This window comes from Parasutterella sp. (genome assembly GCF_057870745.1).
In genome coordinates, this window is sequence record NZ_DBMALT010000001.1 from 92,746 (window position 1) to 110,002 (window position 17,257).

General features: G+C 47.2%; 34 protein-coding genes and 1 tRNA gene. 20 read left to right on the forward strand and 15 right to left on the reverse strand.

Features of this window, described 5'->3' with window-relative positions:
- Nucleotides 1–5: 5 nt before the first annotated feature.
- From ACZND6_RS00450 to ACZND6_RS00495, 10 genes are all read right to left on the reverse strand, one after another.
- Entirely contained in the window at nt 6–449 is a 444-nt protein-coding gene (locus ACZND6_RS00450; RefSeq protein ID WP_489524260.1) for a GNAT family N-acetyltransferase, read from the reverse strand.
- A gap of 43 nt (nt 450–492) precedes the next feature.
- Entirely contained in the window at nt 493–1,998 is a 1,506-nt protein-coding gene (locus ACZND6_RS00455) for a terminase (RefSeq protein ID WP_489524261.1), read from the reverse strand.
- On the reverse strand, nt 1,982–2,473 hold the full coding sequence (locus ACZND6_RS00460) for a terminase small subunit (RefSeq protein WP_270208470.1): 492 nt from the start codon (nt 2,471–2,473) through the stop codon (nt 1,982–1,984). The genes ACZND6_RS00455 and ACZND6_RS00460 overlap by 17 nt, the downstream gene beginning before the upstream one ends.
- Nucleotides 2,474–2,529: 56 nt before the next feature.
- Nucleotides 2,530–2,946 carry a hypothetical protein gene (locus ACZND6_RS00465; protein ID WP_489524262.1) on the reverse strand — a complete coding sequence of 139 codons (417 nt, stop codon included), beginning with the start codon at nt 2,944–2,946 and terminating at the stop codon, nt 2,530–2,532.
- Nucleotides 2,947–2,949: 3 nt separating this feature from the next.
- Nucleotides 2,950–3,285 (reverse strand): putative PDDEXK endonuclease, encoded by a 336-nt coding sequence (locus ACZND6_RS00470; protein ID WP_489524263.1) that lies wholly within the window; start codon nt 3,283–3,285, stop codon nt 2,950–2,952.
- Nucleotides 3,286–3,294: 9 nt separating this feature from the next.
- Nucleotides 3,295–3,483, reverse strand: a complete 189-nt coding sequence (locus ACZND6_RS00475; RefSeq protein ID WP_489524264.1) for a hypothetical protein — start codon at nt 3,481–3,483, stop codon at nt 3,295–3,297.
- 460 nt (nt 3,484–3,943) lie between these two features.
- Nucleotides 3,944–4,072, reverse strand: a complete 129-nt coding sequence (locus ACZND6_RS00480; protein ID WP_489524265.1) for a hypothetical protein — start codon at nt 4,070–4,072, stop codon at nt 3,944–3,946.
- Nucleotides 4,065–4,697 (reverse strand): hypothetical protein, encoded by a 633-nt coding sequence (locus ACZND6_RS00485; protein ID WP_489524266.1) that lies wholly within the window; start codon nt 4,695–4,697, stop codon nt 4,065–4,067. Before ACZND6_RS00485 ends, ACZND6_RS00480 begins: the two co-directional genes overlap by 8 nt.
- Complete coding sequence (locus ACZND6_RS00490; RefSeq protein WP_489524267.1) at nt 4,687–5,529, reverse strand: helix-turn-helix domain-containing protein; 843 nt, start codon at nt 5,527–5,529, stop codon at nt 4,687–4,689. Before ACZND6_RS00490 ends, ACZND6_RS00485 begins: the two co-directional genes overlap by 11 nt.
- Before the next feature lie 252 nt (nt 5,530–5,781).
- Nucleotides 5,782–5,970: a transcriptional regulator gene (locus tag ACZND6_RS00495; protein ID WP_283387682.1), complete on the reverse strand. Its 189-nt coding sequence runs from the start codon at nt 5,968–5,970 to the stop codon at nt 5,782–5,784.
- A gap of 130 nt (nt 5,971–6,100) precedes the next feature.
- Between ACZND6_RS00495 and ACZND6_RS00500 the strand changes: the two genes are divergently transcribed.
- Both ACZND6_RS00500 and ACZND6_RS00505 read left to right on the forward strand, forming a co-directional pair.
- Nucleotides 6,101–6,781, forward strand: a complete 681-nt coding sequence (locus ACZND6_RS00500) for an XRE family transcriptional regulator (protein ID WP_489524268.1) — start codon at nt 6,101–6,103, stop codon at nt 6,779–6,781.
- Complete coding sequence (locus tag ACZND6_RS00505) at nt 6,781–7,968, forward strand: restriction endonuclease (RefSeq protein ID WP_489524269.1); 1,188 nt, start codon at nt 6,781–6,783, stop codon at nt 7,966–7,968. The genes ACZND6_RS00500 and ACZND6_RS00505 overlap by 1 nt, the downstream gene beginning before the upstream one ends.
- Nucleotides 7,969–8,120: 152 nt before the next feature.
- Here the strand turns inward: ACZND6_RS00505 and ACZND6_RS00510 are convergent, their stop codons facing one another.
- Complete coding sequence (locus ACZND6_RS00510; RefSeq protein WP_489524270.1) at nt 8,121–8,312, reverse strand: hypothetical protein; 192 nt, start codon at nt 8,310–8,312, stop codon at nt 8,121–8,123.
- A gap of 58 nt (nt 8,313–8,370) precedes the next feature.
- On the opposite strand from ACZND6_RS00510, the gene ACZND6_RS00515 reads away from it, so the two are divergent.
- The 18 genes from ACZND6_RS00515 to ACZND6_RS00600 all read left to right on the forward strand — a co-directional run bounded on the left by ACZND6_RS00515 (nt 8,371) and on the right by ACZND6_RS00600 (nt 14,702).
- Nucleotides 8,371–8,622, forward strand: coding sequence for a hypothetical protein (locus tag ACZND6_RS00515; RefSeq protein WP_489524271.1), 252 nt, complete (start codon nt 8,371–8,373; stop codon nt 8,620–8,622).
- Nucleotides 8,623–8,635: 13 nt separating this feature from the next.
- Nucleotides 8,636–8,914, forward strand: coding sequence for a hypothetical protein (locus ACZND6_RS00520; RefSeq protein WP_484224428.1), 279 nt, complete (start codon nt 8,636–8,638; stop codon nt 8,912–8,914).
- 356 nt (nt 8,915–9,270) lie between these two features.
- Nucleotides 9,271–9,585 (forward strand): transcriptional regulator, encoded by a 315-nt coding sequence (locus tag ACZND6_RS00525; protein WP_489524272.1) that lies wholly within the window; start codon nt 9,271–9,273, stop codon nt 9,583–9,585.
- Between the two features lie 75 nt (nt 9,586–9,660).
- Complete coding sequence (locus tag ACZND6_RS00530; protein ID WP_489524273.1) at nt 9,661–9,783, forward strand: hypothetical protein; 123 nt, start codon at nt 9,661–9,663, stop codon at nt 9,781–9,783.
- Nucleotides 9,780–10,013: a hypothetical protein gene (locus ACZND6_RS00535; RefSeq protein WP_418945256.1), complete on the forward strand. Its 234-nt coding sequence runs from the start codon at nt 9,780–9,782 to the stop codon at nt 10,011–10,013. The genes ACZND6_RS00530 and ACZND6_RS00535 overlap by 4 nt, the downstream gene beginning before the upstream one ends.
- Before the next feature lie 10 nt (nt 10,014–10,023).
- The gene (locus ACZND6_RS00540; protein WP_418573308.1) at nt 10,024–10,281 is read left to right on the forward strand and encodes a hypothetical protein; all 258 of its coding nucleotides are present in this window, start codon (nt 10,024–10,026) and stop codon (nt 10,279–10,281) included.
- A 69-nt stretch (nt 10,282–10,350) separates the two neighbouring features.
- Entirely contained in the window at nt 10,351–11,016 is a 666-nt protein-coding gene (locus ACZND6_RS00545) for an ERF family protein (RefSeq protein ID WP_418573307.1), read from the forward strand.
- Nucleotides 11,009–11,419: a single-stranded DNA-binding protein gene (locus ACZND6_RS00550; RefSeq protein WP_418573305.1), complete on the forward strand. Its 411-nt coding sequence runs from the start codon at nt 11,009–11,011 to the stop codon at nt 11,417–11,419. Before ACZND6_RS00545 ends, ACZND6_RS00550 begins: the two co-directional genes overlap by 8 nt.
- A gap of 51 nt (nt 11,420–11,470) precedes the next feature.
- Nucleotides 11,471–11,959: a siphovirus Gp157 family protein gene (locus tag ACZND6_RS00555; protein WP_489524274.1), complete on the forward strand. Its 489-nt coding sequence runs from the start codon at nt 11,471–11,473 to the stop codon at nt 11,957–11,959.
- Between the two features lie 72 nt (nt 11,960–12,031).
- Nucleotides 12,032–12,319: a hypothetical protein gene (locus ACZND6_RS00560; protein ID WP_489524275.1), complete on the forward strand. Its 288-nt coding sequence runs from the start codon at nt 12,032–12,034 to the stop codon at nt 12,317–12,319.
- A 14-nt stretch (nt 12,320–12,333) separates the two neighbouring features.
- Entirely contained in the window at nt 12,334–12,540 is a 207-nt protein-coding gene (locus ACZND6_RS00565; protein WP_302817214.1) for a hypothetical protein, read from the forward strand.
- Nucleotides 12,540–12,734: a hypothetical protein gene (locus ACZND6_RS00570; protein ID WP_412650213.1), complete on the forward strand. Its 195-nt coding sequence runs from the start codon at nt 12,540–12,542 to the stop codon at nt 12,732–12,734. The genes ACZND6_RS00565 and ACZND6_RS00570 overlap by 1 nt, the downstream gene beginning before the upstream one ends.
- Nucleotides 12,727–13,095: a hypothetical protein gene (locus ACZND6_RS00575; protein ID WP_412650215.1), complete on the forward strand. Its 369-nt coding sequence runs from the start codon at nt 12,727–12,729 to the stop codon at nt 13,093–13,095. Before ACZND6_RS00570 ends, ACZND6_RS00575 begins: the two co-directional genes overlap by 8 nt.
- A gap of 23 nt (nt 13,096–13,118) precedes the next feature.
- A complete protein-coding gene (locus tag ACZND6_RS00580) occupies nt 13,119–13,388 on the forward strand; it encodes a hypothetical protein (protein WP_489524276.1) in 270 nt (89 codons plus the stop codon).
- Nucleotides 13,389–13,397: 9 nt separating this feature from the next.
- The gene (locus ACZND6_RS00585; RefSeq protein ID WP_302404211.1) at nt 13,398–13,985 is read left to right on the forward strand and encodes a hypothetical protein; all 588 of its coding nucleotides are present in this window, start codon (nt 13,398–13,400) and stop codon (nt 13,983–13,985) included.
- Between the two features lie 6 nt (nt 13,986–13,991).
- Entirely contained in the window at nt 13,992–14,183 is a 192-nt protein-coding gene (locus ACZND6_RS00590) for a hypothetical protein (protein ID WP_302987754.1), read from the forward strand.
- Nucleotides 14,170–14,481, forward strand: a complete 312-nt coding sequence (locus ACZND6_RS00595; protein WP_412650217.1) for a nucleoside triphosphate pyrophosphohydrolase family protein — start codon at nt 14,170–14,172, stop codon at nt 14,479–14,481. The genes ACZND6_RS00590 and ACZND6_RS00595 overlap by 14 nt, the downstream gene beginning before the upstream one ends.
- Nucleotides 14,478–14,702 (forward strand): helix-turn-helix transcriptional regulator, encoded by a 225-nt coding sequence (locus ACZND6_RS00600; protein ID WP_008811493.1) that lies wholly within the window; start codon nt 14,478–14,480, stop codon nt 14,700–14,702. The genes ACZND6_RS00595 and ACZND6_RS00600 overlap by 4 nt, the downstream gene beginning before the upstream one ends.
- 38 nt (nt 14,703–14,740) lie before the next feature.
- Here the strand turns inward: ACZND6_RS00600 and ACZND6_RS00605 are convergent, their stop codons facing one another.
- From ACZND6_RS00605 to ACZND6_RS00620, 4 genes are all read right to left on the reverse strand, one after another.
- Nucleotides 14,741–16,087, reverse strand: a complete 1,347-nt coding sequence (locus ACZND6_RS00605; RefSeq protein WP_489524277.1) for a tyrosine-type recombinase/integrase — start codon at nt 16,085–16,087, stop codon at nt 14,741–14,743.
- Between the two features lie 271 nt (nt 16,088–16,358).
- Nucleotides 16,359–16,435: transfer RNA gene (locus ACZND6_RS00610), tRNA-Pro, on the reverse strand.
- Between the two features lie 31 nt (nt 16,436–16,466).
- Nucleotides 16,467–16,892 carry a MerR family transcriptional regulator gene (locus ACZND6_RS00615; RefSeq protein ID WP_293737145.1) on the reverse strand — a complete coding sequence of 142 codons (426 nt, stop codon included), beginning with the start codon at nt 16,890–16,892 and terminating at the stop codon, nt 16,467–16,469.
- 6 nt (nt 16,893–16,898) lie between these two features.
- Nucleotides 16,899–17,255 carry an HU family DNA-binding protein gene (locus ACZND6_RS00620; protein ID WP_293701335.1) on the reverse strand — a complete coding sequence of 119 codons (357 nt, stop codon included), beginning with the start codon at nt 17,253–17,255 and terminating at the stop codon, nt 16,899–16,901.
- Nucleotides 17,256–17,257 lie beyond the last annotated feature (2 nt).

The following is a 17,257-nucleotide window of genomic DNA, read 5'->3' on the forward strand; positions in this document are numbered from 1 at the left end:
ATGGTTTAATCCTCCAGTGATTTGTAATAGGTGACATCCGAGCGCTGGAATAACCTGTCAAAGAGTTGCTCCGTTCTGGATCCAGCGGGGGCTGAAAATCGAATACCTGATGCGCCAAACTCCCGAGCCATTTTTATTGCGTGTCTCAGGAATTGCAGGCCGTGGCCTCGGTGCTCTGGCTCTAAAAACAAGGTGTCCACGTTGGCCACGTCTTTAGAGTTGTGCAAGGAAGGACACATGACGATTGCCATAAGTCCGACTAGCTGGCCCTCGCTCACTGCTCTGGCGCAAAGAAGCAAGCCGTTCTGTGCAAGGAACGAGTATTTATCCTTGTCCACAATGCCCTTCAAGTCGAGGTGGCCCGCCTCCTGGCGGTAGTGCTGGCACACCTCCTCATATCGAGGGTCATTGAATAAGTCTGAGAGCGTACAGGTTTCGATTTTCATCATGTCCCGATTGTCGAGCCAGTCACGAGACTGATGCGCACACCCTCTAGGCGTATGGATCGCGTATGCCCTTATGCCTGTTGACCCGCTGATGTCTCCAGCTGTCGTCCTCTATGTACTCTTGGATGGGAATAGCGAAACACAATGCCAGGGCGTCAGCTGTGTCTGGAGAGTTCATTCCGCGGCGTTTCATACTGTCCTTGGATTCGAGCAATAACTGGCCCTTCTGGTCAATGAGTTTCTCAGGTATGCACAAGTCCTCGGCCAGCTCTTCACTCTTTGGGATCACTCCGTCATCACGAATGAAATCCCGCATCTTGTCCCACATCTCAGCCCTCTTGTTTGCCCAGCGCTGGGGATTGGTTGACTGGCTGGCGCTGATGACCTTGTTGAGGTGCTGCACCTTGTCCTTTAACCAGTCATACGGGCTTGCTCCTACACCCGTATAGTCCAGATTGATGTACACCCGAGGAATGCCCTTCTGCTTCAATTCGTTCGCATACATGAGCACCTGCATTCCGAGCTGAGGGCCGTCCAGGCCACGGAAAACCTTGAGCGGCATAGTGCAGTCTCTACCGATCTTAGTGGCTATTGCTGAGCGGTCATCCCCTTCCCGTGCCACGTCCACGCCGAGGATTGCCACCGTCTTGGAGTAGTTGATCTGCCCCACATCACGATTCATAGCCGCGTCAACGTCCTCACGGTTAATGAATTGCTTAGCTGATGCGCTGGGGAATACGCCTCGAACGCGCACCTTCACAAAGTCGCTGTCCTCTCCATAGTCTTCTACATACTCCTGGAGCTGTTCCTTGTTCGTGATCTTCACTGTGCGGCTGTCAATGTTGTACGTGATCCAGCGGTGGCGGCTCTTGTGGAAAGCGTCAAAGAATGGGCCGTCTGGGCGCGTAGGGTTTCCGAAAATGCACCAGATAATCTGCGTGTCTTTATCGGTGAGCGCGCCTTTCGTGACTTCGTAAATCTTTTGAGCGATAACTGATGCTTCATCGAATAAAACAAGGATCCGCTTGCCCTGATTATGGAGACCTTGGAATGCATCGGTGTTGTTCTCGTTCCACGGGATTGCGTCAATGCGCCAGGTGTATTTGTGTCCTGGCTGAGTTGAAAAGATGGATTCCGCGGCAACCTCAAACCAGTCACGGAAAAGGCAAAGATGGTGCCATTTATGCAACTCACTCCAGGTTTTTGTAATGAGCTGGTTCTTGGTTTCGGCTGTTACAACCCCTTTCATATCGGGATAGGTGCAGATAGCCCACAACATGATCCAGGCCACAAAAGCGGTCTTCCCGATACCGTGCCCGCTGGCTACAGCTATCTGGATAGCTTTATGTCTCGTTTCCCCGTTCTTGAGCCGGTCGCGGATGTCACACAAGATTTTCTGCTGCCACACGTCCGGGCCTTCGTAATTAGCCAGCTCCCCGTGTCCCCATCTAAAGCATTTTTGGACGAAAAGGAGCGGATCATTCGTGCAAGCGATAGCGAGGCGCCTTAGGCCCATCTCAAAGTTCACAGCCTCTTCATTCATCTTTGACATCTTTCAGCACCTCGTTGAGCCAAGTGGAGCGGTCAGCTACATTTACATCAATCTGTTTGCGCTCAATGAATTTGCCTCTCAATCTGCAAATTGTTGTAAGCGCCTGATTCGCTCCTTTGCTGTCGAACATGAACACATAGTTACCGTCTTCATCTTTCATTTTCTCGCCTAAGGGCGTGTAAACCTGTTTAGGTTCGGAGCACATCTTGAGAATCTTTATCGCTTGTTTCAGCTCGAAGTCTTCCTCAAGCTGGAGCCTCTCATTCCGCTGTTTTTGGCGTTCTGCTATCGCGCGGGCAACCTTATCATTTCTTAATAATCTGCTCGCTTGCACTGCGGCTGAATCATCATCCTTTGCCTTGTAACCTGCGGTCTTGTAAGCCTGAGTAGCATTGCCTCCGTTCTTCAGATATTCGGATACAAACAGGGCTTGCTTCTGCGTCAGGCCGTCAATAATTGAATCTGTTTTAGCCATACAAACCCCCTATTCTGTTTTTAGTTTGGAATAGTTCCGGTGAGACATGCGCACGGTCATTTGAACTTGGTTGGAATAACTGCACGCCTTTTGCCTGAGAAAATGTCCCTGAGAGTGCGTATTGGAATGTCCATCTTTTGGCTTATTTCACGCAAAGAAAGCCCTGCAAGGCGAAGATCAAAGCAGTGGATTAAATCCTGATCGCTGTACTTCGCCTTTGGGCTGGACACTCCGACACGTACTGATGCATCGGATAAAAGAACGGTGGACGGGTCAAGACCGAGCTCGGAAAAACTCTGGATATTGGCTCTTAACTCGATCAATCGTTCTCGATATGCGCAGATTTCGTTGTACCGCTGTTTCTCCCTCTCTAAGTCCGACAGATTCGATAAGTCGGTTTTGGGCTTCGATTGGGAGCAGAGAGTGGTATCGGTATGCCCGAACAAGTCGGCCTGGATCTCGTTTTTCTTCATTCATCATTTCCCTCCGGTAGCGGCTACTTCCTCACGGATCAGCCTGAATAATTCCTCTATGGGTAAAATGGCCAGCCATTCTTTACGGTCTGCTCGGCAAACAACAATGGGGCGTTCTCCCGGATCACATCCGTTGCTGGCCTGATCCATCCATTCATAGATGTTTCCGATTGCGGCCCGCCTTTTGACTTCAATCGAGTAGGGATTGAGCTTGATGTCCGCTCCTCCGTCCCTCGTCTGTGAGAGATTGCGGTGTACCTGTATGCCCAGGTGTTGGAATATGAGATCGCAGATTTCGCGCTCTCCAGCAGCGCCTTTAGTTCTCTGTGCTTTTCCCATATCTGCTCCTTAGTCGTTGTTCTTTTTCAGAAAGTCGATTTCTGCCTGGAGCTTTTCAATGTCTTCCTCAGCAAGCTCAAGAGCCGACCTGGTACATCTGTGCAGAAGTTCCAGATTTGAGTACAAAATGCAAGCTCCCACTGCTATTGCAAAGGTGATGATGTTGAAAATAAGAATTAGGATTTCAAAATCTTCCATTGGTTTTCTCCTTAGTTGGTTATCGTCTTTGTGCGATTAGTTCTGCGTGTGTCCTGAATCTCGGAAACTTTGAATAAAAATCAATTCGTTTCTGGATGCTTTCGTCTGTAGCCCGTTCAAAAAGAGAGCACCTGGTGAACGAGATTTGGAAGCACTGACCATCCATTCCTGTTGCAGGGTTGTTGCAATAGATATTCATGGCCTTGTAAAAGTCGTCATGTCTATCTACGTGTATAGAGCCGTCTTTAGTACTGATCCAACCTGCACCAGCGTGTTTGCAATACAAGCAGCACCCGCTCATGGTTTTCTCCTGAATGAGCAGAGTGCCGCTGCGACCTCTACTCCGATTAGGAATGGCAAGCTGTAATCAATGTTTGATCCCTGCCAGGCAAACCAAAAAATGTCTTGAAAGTAGAGGAACCCGCCAATCATGCAAAGAGCCTTGGCAAAGTAAGCGAAGTCAAACGTCATGATGTTTCTCCTGGCTGAGTTGGAAAGCGGCTCTCACGAGTAATCCGAATAAAAACAGGTTGATAAACACGACCGGCGCCAGGATGATCATCAGCAGTGTCCATGCAGAATCAGACATGACTTCCTCCATACAAGTAGGCCTCATCTTCTTGCTGTCGTTGGATGGCTTTCTGCTTGAGCTGTTTCACAAAGGCCGAGAGCGGTGAAACCTGATCCAAAGACTTCCCTCTCATGCTCTCCTCTGAGTTTTCAATCATGTAGGGTTTGACTACTTGGCTACGCACCCATCTCTTGATCCGGTTTCCCAAGTCGTAAGCTGATTCATCCCGGAACTTCTGCTTGCCTTCGATAGGAATACAGGGAATGTTTGTCTGGGGAGCCAGCTCAGGAATGCCGATTGCCTGGAAATACTCAGTGAGGTTCTGAATGACATGCGGGTGATTAGACGTGGAGTTGTAATCGTCAATCAGTCGCCAGTCGCGCAAAAGTCTTTCTGCAAGATTGATGAGGTCTTGATACTGGATAAGGCCGGAAGTAACCTGCGGAAAATATCTGCCTTGAACGCCTTCGTGGAATTCACAAACGGTGATGCCTTGGGTCAGTTGGCCGCAAAAGACTGTGCACGGACAGCCATTGGCCCTGCAGGGTTGTTCAAAAACCTTCGTTGACTGCTGTCTTTGAGTTTTCCTGGATTCCGAGCTGCTGTCGAAGTCCACATCTCTCATGCTGTAGTTATTTGACATGGTATTTCCCCTCAATGATTTTCGTTAGGTTTTTCGGTTTGATGATCCATTCCAAGTCCGGCCTCCAGGTGTGGCCTTCCTTCTGCGGTGTTTCACCTGTGAGGAATTGCGAGCGCCTGATGTATCCAAACAATCTCTTAAACCAGCCAAGGCCTTCCTCTTCGGACTGATACCCCTTGTCATTGACGAGCGTTCTCCAGCGAGCAGCTAACGTTTTTCTTCTATCCTCTGACCAGATCCGGACTGTCGGCAGCATTGGCAGACATTCGTGGTACAAGGCGATGATTTTTTCGTGCGGACAACGGGAGCCGATTTGTACCGATCGCTGTTCCGGAGTGAGCTCTTCTTTTGGTTCGGTGAGGTTGAATTCCTCACTCTCACTCACGGCATTTTTCTGAGCGTCTGGAGAGCCGTCCTCGGCTCTACTGACAAATAAAGTATTAGGTTCATTAATAGGTTCACTTATAGGTTCGTGGTTCACTGTTGAACTAGGGGTCGGTTCAGTACTGAACCTGGTAGTAGTGCAGTGCTGAACGTGGTTCACTGCTGAACTAGGTTCACTATTGAACGTGGTTCGGTTTTGAACTAGGTAGCGATTGGATATGCCTTTTCCTCTGACAATTTCAATCAGACCTCTGGAGACAAGACTGTCCAACTTAGAAGAAAGGGTCTTGTTGTTCTTAATACAAGCCTTTCTCATTAAAGTTTCACGGGACGGGTTGCACTGCCTGGTTTTATCATTCAGGAAATCAGAAAGGATCACCAGAAGTAATTTCTCCTTCGGGTCGTCAATGTCTTGGTTGATGGCCCATTTGATAGCGTCAAAGCTCATTTCGTTCCCCCTTTAGTCGGGAACTCTGAGGTACTTCAGAATTACTTTCCTTTTCCTTGTCAGCTACAAGCCGCGTCCATAAACTGAACTTGTATTCTTCACGTTGGAAGAAATCCTGAAGGAGACAAAGCAAGAGCTCGTTTGAATGCAAGTTCTCTGCTATGCAAACTGCGTCGAGCTTTGCTTTCATCTCTTTGGTAACGGCGCACTTGACCACAATGTCACCACGCCGATTTTCAGGATGTAGGAACATTATTTGAACAACTCAGGAGCTAACTCTTCACGGGGGACACCAGTGATTTCAGAAACTTGCTTCACACGTTTGAGCGGGACTACGACCCACTGCTGGATGGACTGCTGGCTGATGCCGAGCTTCCTGGCCAAAGCACTCTGGCCGCCCGCTTTCTTAATGGCCTTCTTTAAGGCAGTTTTAGCGCTCATTTAAAAACCTCTTTAAAAAGTTACAGTTAATTCTACAAGTATTGCTTAATCATTACAAGCATTAACTGTATTGTCCGATAAATTCGCCCTACAGGGAAAACTTGTAGAATTAGCTTTGAAGGAGCCTCTTATGAATAAAGAACAAATAGCCTCCAACATCGCTGAGGCAAGAAAACGTTCTGGGTTGAATCAAAGTGAATTAGCCAGAAGACTAGGTATCACGCCCCAATCCGTGCAACAGTGGGAAAAAGGCACGGCCACGCCGAAGATTGATCGGCTGGCGGCTATTGCTCAGATCCTTGGTGTGTCATTAGAAAGTTTGACTGGTCAGGAGCCCATACCCGTTGCCAAAGAAGAGACTGTTGAATCTGAGCAAGACGACACAATTAAAATTCCGAGGTTCAATGCAACCGCCTCAATGGGCGCGGGGGACGTTGTTTATCCAGACGAGGATCAGGTGGTAGAGCACCTCTCAATCCGCAAAAGCTGGCTTAGACAGCATGTATCCTGCTCTTCTTTCAATAAGCTGGAAGTCATTACAGGCCGCGGTGATTCAATGGTGCCCACGTTCGAGAATGGAGACATTCTTCTAGTTGATACAGGCATTGAGAAGATCACCAGTGATGCCATTTACGCTCTCAACATTGGCGGGGAGCTTTTCGTTAAGCGTATCCAACGGAATGTTGATGGCGGCCTGATCGTCATCTCCGACAATAAGGACTACGAAAAGATGTACATCCCGAAAGAGGAACTTGATTCCGTCCGAGTGATTGGAAAGATCGTTTTTGCATGGACCGCAAGTAGGCTCTAATGAAACCAGAAGCCCTGTTGCTAATTGGAGCGCTCGCTTATATTTTCATTTTGTTGTTCTTGCGCTCCAGCATCGTGAGCCAAAGAGAGCACAACGAATGGACTTTAAACAAAAACGAGGCAACCCTTGAAAAAAATAAGGAAACTCTGAAGGAGATTGAAAATCAGCGGTCGGCCTTGCAAAAGGAACTTAAGAGAAAAGATACTGTCCTTACTGAAATATCATTCCGTTGCAAATATTTCAACCAAAATTTTTTAATGGGAAGAAAGTGGCTTGCCGAATTGATGGCGGGATATGAGGAAGCCAAAGATCGCGCGGCAGAGGAATGTTTGCGCTACAAGTCTAGACCTGCAATAACGGCGGCAAACGAAGTCTCCAAGATCAAAAAAGAGAAGAAGGCCTTACTGAAAGAGAATGTTCTTCTTAAGTCTGAGCTGGAAACTATCAAAGAATACTTTCCTGTTATTGAAGAGTATGAACAAGAAATCCTGGAGGAGACTAACGGGTTCCTGCCCATGGACCTTACTGATGATTCTGGAGTGGACAGGGTTAGGAGATTCATGTCTCCAGAAGAGTACAAAAAACTTCCGACATCGGAGCGTAACCAGCTCGCCCTTGATCGGTTCTTGAAACACACAAGTCAGAGCTACGTGGGAAAGTTGTTTGAACTGCAACTCGGCTGGGAATACGAGCAAGCAAATTATCTGGTTGAATACACTGGGATCCAGGATAAGAAAAAGGATAAGGGCCGCGACCTAATCTGCAAAGAGTTTGCAGGTATGGGAGACACCCTTATAGTCCAGGCAAAATGCTGGGCGGCCAAGAAAACCATTTTTGAAAAGCACATCTTCCAACTGTTCGGAACAGTCTTTGAATACAAGCGTAAGCATCCAGGAGAAGTTGTCAGGGGAGTTTTTGTGACCACCACAAAACTAGACGACTTCGCCAGGGAATGTGCAAAAGAGCTGGGAATTGAAGTCGAAGAGAACTACAAACTTAGAAAAGACTTTCCCATGATTAAGTGCAACATCTCTTCTTCTGGAGAAAAGATCTACCACCTTCCCTTCGATCAACAATATGACAAAGTAAAGATCGACAGGCAAGGAGAATTTCTGGCGCTGACCGTCAAGGAAGCCGAGGCCGCGGGCTTTAGGAGAGCAATGCGCTGGCACGGCAAGAACAATTAAATCTTAACTATTACTATCACTTTCCCTTATTGCAAGAAAGGCTACAGTCTTTACTTGCAATTTTCTTTCAATTGGTTTACAGTTTGTACTTGTAACGAACAAGTAGCTCTTTAAAATGTTTCTTGCAGGTTCGTAATCAAGAAACACTGCTCCTAAACACCGAGTAAAGCGAAAGGTGCACGGAGCAACCAGGCGGCAAGTGAATTGCGCCTAAGCATGGGGATCGAAAGTGAACCAGCGGCAGAGAGAATGCTGAAAGTGTCAAACGTTAAAGTCGTGTAGCACCGGTAGGGGCCGTTCAGCAAAGACAGTTCATAAACAAAAGCGCCTTCTTTGTCACTCACCCAAAGACGAACGATCTTTAACTTGGAGGGCGCTTCTGTTTCTTACAGGAGAGAAAAAATGCTTTTAAAAGTTAAGCGCGTTGTCCCTAGAGTTTATGAGATTTACTACAAGGGTCAAAACATCATCAGCTTAATTAGACCGAAGCCTAATGACTGGCGCTTTTCCGGATTCTTTATGAAAGAACAAGACAAGGTAAACGATTTGTTATTGGCAAACGTTTTCGGTCTGAGTTTCCGGACAAAAAGACGGGCGCTCATTGAGCTAGAGGTCATTTTTGCAAGATTTGAATCGCTGCTAGCAGAGCAATAAGTTGAGTTGTTAAATGAACAAAGAAATCTCTATCCTTTCGCAAACATATAAGGCGCTCAGCAATGCGGCTCCTCCTCAGGGCGAGACTGCCGCACGCGAGTTCTACGAAGGTCTGAAAGCTCTTGAGTACGCAGTCTGGTGCCTAGAAAACTCTCAGGAAGTTGCTATGGGTTCACCCAAACAGGTGACACGAATCTTCCCAGAGTTTTATATTGTGGAGCGGTCTGAGGAGGTACATACTTTCCTTCAAGAATTCGGACATTGGTTATCTCAGGAACCTCGAAGTACTTAAGAGAATGAGGCTCTCCGGAAAGGCTCCCTCCCTCAGTCTGCAAGCCCATCAATTTGTTTTTGCCAAGGATGTATGGCGATACAACCCGATACTGTCCATGGTAAATAAAAGACACTGCCTTTCGTGCTTTCAACGCTTCAAGCAAAGTTTCATAAGCAAACATCTTTTCCTCCATTGAGATAGTTGAAAGTTTGCAAATTAATTATCTCGCAGAGGTGACACCCCGGAAAGACGGGGACTTCTTCAGACCATCTTCATAAGCTCCCCAGGCTTTTACCAATAACTGTTAGTTCCAGTTCAGCGCTTAGGGGAGCTTTTGAATGTGGTCTTTTTTACATAGTTTTAAGGGAGAGAAAATGATTTTATCCGTGAATGAAAAAAATCAACTTTTTACAAATGTTATCGACGACATTTTGAAGGAGCGCGGCTCTGCAATCTGTCTCACTGATGCGCTTGCTTACGCAGAAAAAGCGGTTGTAGCAGCTATGCTCGCTGGCAAGTCGAATGTGACCCTTGATCTTAGCTGCGTTGTGCAAACTGCTGAGGCGCAGAAAGAGGTCAAGGCATTGTTCAAAGAGTTCTCTCAGGATTTCATTACAGAGCTCGGGCTTAAGGCAATTGACGAGCAAATGTATCCGGATATCAAGAAACTTCCGGAATTCGAGATTTAAGTCTTTTCTCTCCTGGCCCTCGTTAGCGCGGTACTCCTTGGTGCGCTTTCGGGGGCTTTTCTTTTGGAGGTTGTTATGAAGAAGTTTCTGACAATGAAAAATTCGGACGATGACAACATCATCCTTTCTTGGATTGCTTATGTGCTGCTTGCATCCTCGTTCGTTCTCCCGTTTTTCTTAGTGAAGTGGCTCAGATGAATTACACACCTCGAACTTGCCCGGGCCCTGGGGACCTCTGGCAGCTGAGTTGGCGGGAAGAAAAACGGCAGGAGCGTTATGAAGAACTGCTCGAAGAATTCTTTTGGAAATACGTTCCTGAGTATTGCGATGACCGGATCAATGAGCTAGTCGAGAACGGTGAGGATGAAAGACATCCTGAGATTGAACCACTATTTGACGAGTTTCTTAAGGAAAACGAATGGCATTAAGGAGATTGATATGTCAAAGATTATGAATTGGATGATGGGTGAGGCTGAAGCGGGCCGCTTCGAGTTTCGTGATCCTCCGGATTATCCGGATGAAGCTGAGTATTACGGCTGTGGGATCACTTGGGGTCAGGCGCGAGACATGCTCGATAACCTGCCGTCTCAACCTGAATGGACAGACGAGCAGTTGAACGACTACGAGCGCCAGAACGAGACATGGGAACAAAAAAAGAACTTCATTCCATTTGAGCTGGATGAAGTTCCTTTCTGAGATCCTTTTGGAAATCCAAAATTTATTTACTGAGGGATGCGGCCACAACCCTCCATTAGAGGATAACACATGACTACAGTTAATAAAAACATCTGCATGCGTCTGATTGAGGCGCAACAGGAATTTCCGCGAATTGTCCAGGATCAGGAGGCCAAAGCATTCGGCAGCGGTCGCGGTTACAGTTACGCAAACATCTCCTCCTGCTTGGACGCGATTCTTCCCATCCTCAACAAGCACGGGCTGGCCGTCGTCCAGAAGACCACGACTGAAGAGGATCGCGTGGGGATCGAGACAGTTCTTGTCTCCGAGGAAGGAGAAACTCTTTCCTCTGGCGTGTTCTTCGTGACCACTGCTGGCCTCCAGCAAAAAGGCGTGCAAGCGTTTGGGAGCGCAGTAACGTATGCCCGCCGATATTCCTTTGTTTCTTTTCTCGGCCTGAGCTACGGTGAAGAAGATGACGACGGCAGCCAGGCGTCTGAGGATGCCTATGCAAAAGGCAAGACCCGTGCACCTGCAAAGAAAGCAGCACCTCAGCCGAAGCAGCCAGCTCCACAACCAGCCCAAGTTTCCGAAGATGAAAAGTATTTCAACCTGGTTGAGGAAGCAAAGAGAGTTTGTCTGGACGGCCTGGAGGCTTACAAGGCTTTCTACAGCAAACTGCACGCGGATGAAAAGCAGTATTTAGTCAGAACAAAAATTCACGATCAATTAAAACAGGAGGCCACTAATGCCTAGCGTCAATAAGGTTTTCATCCTGGGTGCGCTCGGACGTGATCCAGAAACCCGCTTTACCAACACTAACCTTCAGATCACTTCGTTCTCTGTTGCCACCTCCACATTCCGCAAAGGTGAGGACGGAGAACGAAAGGAGGAAACAGAGTGGCACCGTATTACTTGTATTGGTCGCACTGCTGAGGTTGCTCAAACCTACCTGAGCAAGGGTTCCAAAGTGTTCATTGAAGGTCACCTGCGTACACGCAAGTGGGAAAACAAGGAAGGCAAAACTCAGTACAGCACCGAGATTGTTGCGGACAACCTCCAGCTACTCGACAAGAAGTCCGATAGACCTGGACGGGCAAAACAGGCCGCCCCAGCCGAGGAGCCTTACACCGGCAACCCTGAAGACATTCCGTTCTAAACATTCTTTTACGTTAGAAGGCGCGGCTAAAAACTGTGCCTTTTCTTTTATATGAAACTTTATGAAATCCCAAACGCGCTGAGAAAGGCGCTGGATGACGTTTATTACAACGACGAGACTAAGACCGCTGCTGGTCTGGAAGAGTATCAAGAAGTCGAAAACGATGCCAAGGACAAACTCGAAAACACCGCCTTCTATCTGTGCGAACTGAAGCACGAAGCAGACGCGTTAAAAGCAGAACAAAAACGATTTGCAGACCTTATCAAGAGCAATAAAAATAAACAAGAGGCAATCAGAAAGCTAATGCTTGAAGCCCTTCAAAGCATGCCAGATCAAAAAGTTAAGACGGCCAAAGTCTCAATGTGGATTAAGAAAACCACAGCTCTCGAGATTGATAACGAAGACACCATCCCGCAAGAGTATTTCAGAGAAAAACGCTCTATCGAGCTTGACAAAACAAAGCTCAAAAACGACCTGGAAGAAGGTGTTTTCGTTCAAGGCGCTTGCATCAAAGAAAATCAAAGTATTGTGATTCGCTAGGTTTCAGTTGTTGTTGAAAGAATGTAAGGCTCAATCGCCAGGCCCTTCGGGGCCTTCTCTTTTGAGGTCAATATGCAGTTTGAATTCATTGACTATGACGGCGGGTATCCAAACCTCTGCTTTGGCCGTCTGAAATTCAAGGCAGACGGGAAGATCTATGAAGAGGTTGTCTCGCTTATCTCTGGCGGAAGCGTCTGGTTTGATTCTCACTGGTGTGAGCACGTTGAGGAAGGTCCCTGGCTCGACATCTGCGACTTCTATTTATTTGAGACCTACCCAGAGCTTAAAGAGCACAAGGCAGAGATTCTCAAAATGATTAACGAAAATGTACCCCACTGCTGCTGTGGCGGCTGTGTCTAAAGAGATGAGAAAACATGAAGAAGATCCAACTCACAATCGAAGAAGCCGAATTGCTCTTGGATGCAATGAGGCGCCTCAACAAACTAATACTCCTAATTCAAATGCTGTGGAGTGTCAGGCCAGACACCGCAGAGAAATTATCCAAGGTAAAACTGATCGACCCAACTCCGATGATTGATCGCTTGGCCTACTTAATTCAAAAGTCAAAGGACGAAGACTAATGAACCGACTCTTAATCCGAGACTGCATTTTTAACACAGATCAGGTCGCTCTCATCGCATGGACCCGTGACGAAAACGTTTTAACGGTTTCATTGAGTTCCGGTAAGTACATGGAGTTCAAAGACTTCCCTGAAAGCGAATGGAAGAGACTTCGAGAGACGTTAGGCTTTACGGAGGAGAAAGAACGTGAGTGATTTCCTATACAAAAAGCAGGATTTGAACAACCTAAAGGCTGCGTTCTCTGACTATATCGACAGTCCAAATATCACAGAGCCTCAATTTTTTCTTGTTGGTCAGGGAGTATTGCGTTTTCTTGAGAATTGGATGGGTAAATGTATTGACTACCACGAAAACGAAACAAAAGAGGAGTCTTTCGTTTACGTTCCAGATGAAGTCCACTTCTACATTCTGGATTTTGTTGAAGATTTAATCCTTGATTTAGAAGAGCGTATCAGGGAAAACAAAGATGACACCTATTGGCGAGAAGAATACGGCGCTTCGCTTGAATATATGCAAGATGCCTACAACCAACTTGAAGCAAAAAAGCCCATTTGATGGGCTTTTTTATTGGAGACAATATGTCCAAAAACGTTCAGACAGGTGATGTCATTTTCAGCGAAGATGGTGAAACCCTTCTTTATGGATGGCTGAACATTGAAGAAGCAATTAAAGCTCTTGAGGATTTCTTTGCTGAAACTATAGAGCTATCGGACATCAAGGACGGGCTGCACGAGTATTGGAAATTTGTCCCATGCCACAACAGCCCTGATGGTGCTCCAGGGTTGTATTACCCGTGCAACGCGAAAACGAGGGGCGCCATGAAATGCACTCGAGTAACTCTCATTTAAAGGTTAAAAATGATTAACGGTAAACAACTCAAGGCAATCTCGGCCTTTATCAAGAAAGACGGCAGCGGATCAACTGGCGGTCTTACGATCAATTTTGATAAATCGGAAATCTTCGCCTATAACGGCAGTAATGCGGTGCTTGTTGAATTAGTTGGAGGACTGGAGGGCAAAGGGCAAACGATTGTCCCGCTCGAAGTCGTTCTCTCTGCCATTGTCCTTATCGGGGATGGAAACGTAACAGCAACTCGTGAGGATTTTTGCGGTATCCCGTTCGAGCCGCCAATGGTTAACGATTTTTTAATCAAGGATTACCGAAGCATTTTCGTCCCAGAGGATATCCGAAAGCCTGGGCGCCCTGGTCTGTACACAAGCGCGTCAGTTAAACTGCTTGAAGGGTTAGACAAGGTATTTCCCGGACTATCGGAATTTGTTTTGCCGACCTCTCCGAACAAACCTTTAATTCTTGAAATTGGCCAGTCTGAGAAAGAGATTGACGATGATGAGACTCCCACCGAAATAGTAAAAGCAGCGATCATGCCAAGGTCTGATCCGCCGTTAAAAAACACGTGGGATGGGTTGCCTCAAAAATCGAGTTAAATAGTTATGAACAAAATTGAACTCACCCGCGAGGAGGCGATGCTGGTCATGCGCCTCCTCAATTTGTTTTTGAGCAAGGCTCAAGCCCTGAATGTTCGTGACAACTCAGACGTTGCTCCGGCAAAAGCGCTCAAACAAAACATCTTTAATCAGTTCATGAAGCTGGATACCGAGGAGGCAGAGAATGAATCTGAGTAACGCAGTCGAGTTTTACTCGTGCCTGATTGCAATCATGGACCACTACGGCTATGACCATCAGGTATACGAAAAATTGCCGGAAGAAGTCGATGAATTACAGGAAGCGTTTGACGCCTACTTTGATAAACCGTCCCCGGAGCATTGGCACCACGTTATTGAGGAATGCGCCGATGTCCACATCATGCTGGAACAGTTCCAAATGCTGATCACTCCTGAAGACAAGCAAGAGTTCGACAAAATTTGTATGGACAAACTGCATCGAGAAATTGGAAGAATTGAAGGAGGAATGAAAAAATGAGAAAACGTAAATCGGATAGCAGCGATCTCGGCGTGCTCCTCCTTGACGTGAAACAGGTCGCGGAATTATTGAATATCGGAGTCTCTACAGTGTGGGCGCTGGTTAAAGTAGGAAGATTCCCGGAACCGATTAGGCTCACTACAAGATGCTCTAGGTGGCGGCGTGTGGACGTTGTCGCTTGGTCGAAAACGCTAGGAAGCGAAAAGGAGGCGACGGTATAAATGAAACCACTCGGGGCGGAATTCCGCCCCATTATTTTTTATTTGATCTGGCTGAAGCAGAACGCTCCCCAGGCATCAAAAACTTCTCTCATATCCCCTAAAGCCTGCTCTCGGTCATAGGCGCATTGATACGATTCATTGCGATGGTCGAGACAGCTTTCTCTCAAGTCCTTTGCAAATGCCGGATGGCCATATCCGGACGCATCTTTAGCCCAGGTATTAAAAGTTGCCCGGGCGCAGCCGTGCAGAGTGACAATCCTCGGTTTACCGGTTTTCAAATGCATTTGATCCGGATCAATCCATCCAATCCCATCTATTTTTTTCTGTTTATCGTGCATGCGCTTAATCAGGGCGCTGACAGAATCTCTTGTGAACGGAGAATTCTTTCCCTTGTTGATATTTGGGAAAATAAAAGCCTCGTCGCTCATTCCAATACGAGGTGCTGTTTTTAATAATTCCATTGCCTGAGGACTGAGCGGTGTCTTACGATCAAAAGGTATTTTCTCGCCTTTGACCTTCATTCTCTCTCTGGGGATGACATGGAACCACTGCCCTTCTGTCTCTTTAATCTCTCCCCAGGTCGCCTCCCGAGCTGTTGAGTTCCGGGCGGCAGTAAGAATCGCAAAGGCCAAGCACCGAGCTGTCTGGCTAACCGGGACAAGTTTCATAAGCTCGGCAAAGAAAAGCGGCATTCTTTTCGGAGGGAGCGCCGGTTCATGGCCGCCTTCAGCTCTCACCAATGGCAGCAAGTCTCCCAACTTCCCATCTTTGACCTGTGTGGGATTCAGCATAGGAGGGACGAACTCCGAGCGGATTGCCCAGTCAATCGCCTGGCGAGCGTCAGACAAAATTCTTTCCGGAGTATCGATCATCGTTCGCCACTTCTCGCCCAGAGCGGCCGCAAACATCTCTGGCTTCAATTCTTCGACTGGGCACATCCGGATGGAATCAGGGATGTGATTCCTAAAGAAACCTTTCCAAACTTCTTTCTTCGGTTTGCTTGGATTATTCCAGCGGCCGCGTGCCTCATTAAATTCAATCCATTGATAAATCAATTGCTCAAAGGTCAGACGATCGTCGGATGGAGCGGATTTCCTCCGTAATGAGGCCTTGAGCGCTTTTTCTTCTTCAGACGGGTCAATGCCCTGCCGAATCTTTACTTTCCAGTCAGCGGCTTTTTTAAAGGCGTCTGCAAGCGACATCTGCGGATAGCGTCCCAGTGTAAATATCCGATTGATGGTTGATTCCCGCAGAATGAAGTATTTGGCCAAGCTGCCGTCTTTGAGTTTTACGACCTTTACAACCAGGCCTGGAACCCCGCCGCAGGCCCGAGTCTTTGTGACAGCCTTCAGCTGCTTTTCTGTCATCCGCTCTGCTAAACGCATAAATTCCTCCGAATCCCTCTGAGTTCAATATCGGCGGGGCCTCCAAAGTCCTAATGTGACAAAAAATCCGAAAAAATTCTGCTATTTTTGGATTGCCGTACGTCGTATGTACATTAGATACTACATTAGAACATCTAGCTGTACACAAATAAATATGGACGAAGACGGACTATTACGAACGACATTGAGAGCGGAAGGCCCGCCGTTATTGGGATTGCTTAGACTAAGACAAATAAAAAAGGCCGTCTATAGACGACCTTTTAGGAATTACTGGTCGGGGCGGCGGGATTCGAACTCGCGACCCCTTGCACCCCATGCAAGTGCGCTACCAGGCTGCGCTACGCCCCGACTCAAGAACCGTGATATTACACGATTTTTTTTAATTGTGCAAAAACTCTTCGATTTTTTCCAAGTTATAGACGACAGAATCAAATTCTTCCCAATCGATTTCCGGCTGAGAAAAGGTTCCGACTCCTTCAAAACCGGAAAAAGAGGTCTCCGAAAGCTGCGGCGCAGAAGCACTGGCTTTTGCTTTTCTGTCTTCTTTATTCAAAATTTCTCTTGCCGCATCAATACGATAGCCGTCCCCATAAAGAAGCTCCCGTATTCTGCGGGCAATCAAAATATCTTTTGCGCGGTAAGCACGCTGGCTCCCGCGCTTCATCGGTCTGAGCTGAGAAAATTCTTTTTCCCAAAACCTCAGGACATAATCTTTTACACCGCAAAGTGAGCTCGCTTCCCGAATCGGGAAATACCTTTTCGAAGGTATCGGCGGCAATTCAGGAAGCTTTTTCTTTTTGGGCATCCGCTATCAAGCCTTCGGACGTAAGTTGTAATCGATAAAGTCCGTCAATTTCTTGGAAGGATGGAAGTAGACATCCAAACGGGTCGGCGCATCAAACCACTCCTTGGCCTCCGGGTCAAAGAACATTTTGTATGCTCTGCCGCAGATTTCAAACCTGCCGAGGGTCGTCAGTTTCACCTCTTCTCCGGTTGCCAAAACGTCCGAAATGGTCTGGAAAAACTGAGTCACAAAAACTCGAGACATCTCGCGGCTGAACCCGAGCTCCTCGAAGAGAACTTCTTCGAGCGTGCTGCGGTTCATTGTGTTTTTATCCCCAAGCAACTCTTTGACGAGTTCAAAATTGTCAGGACCAATGTTTGCCATGA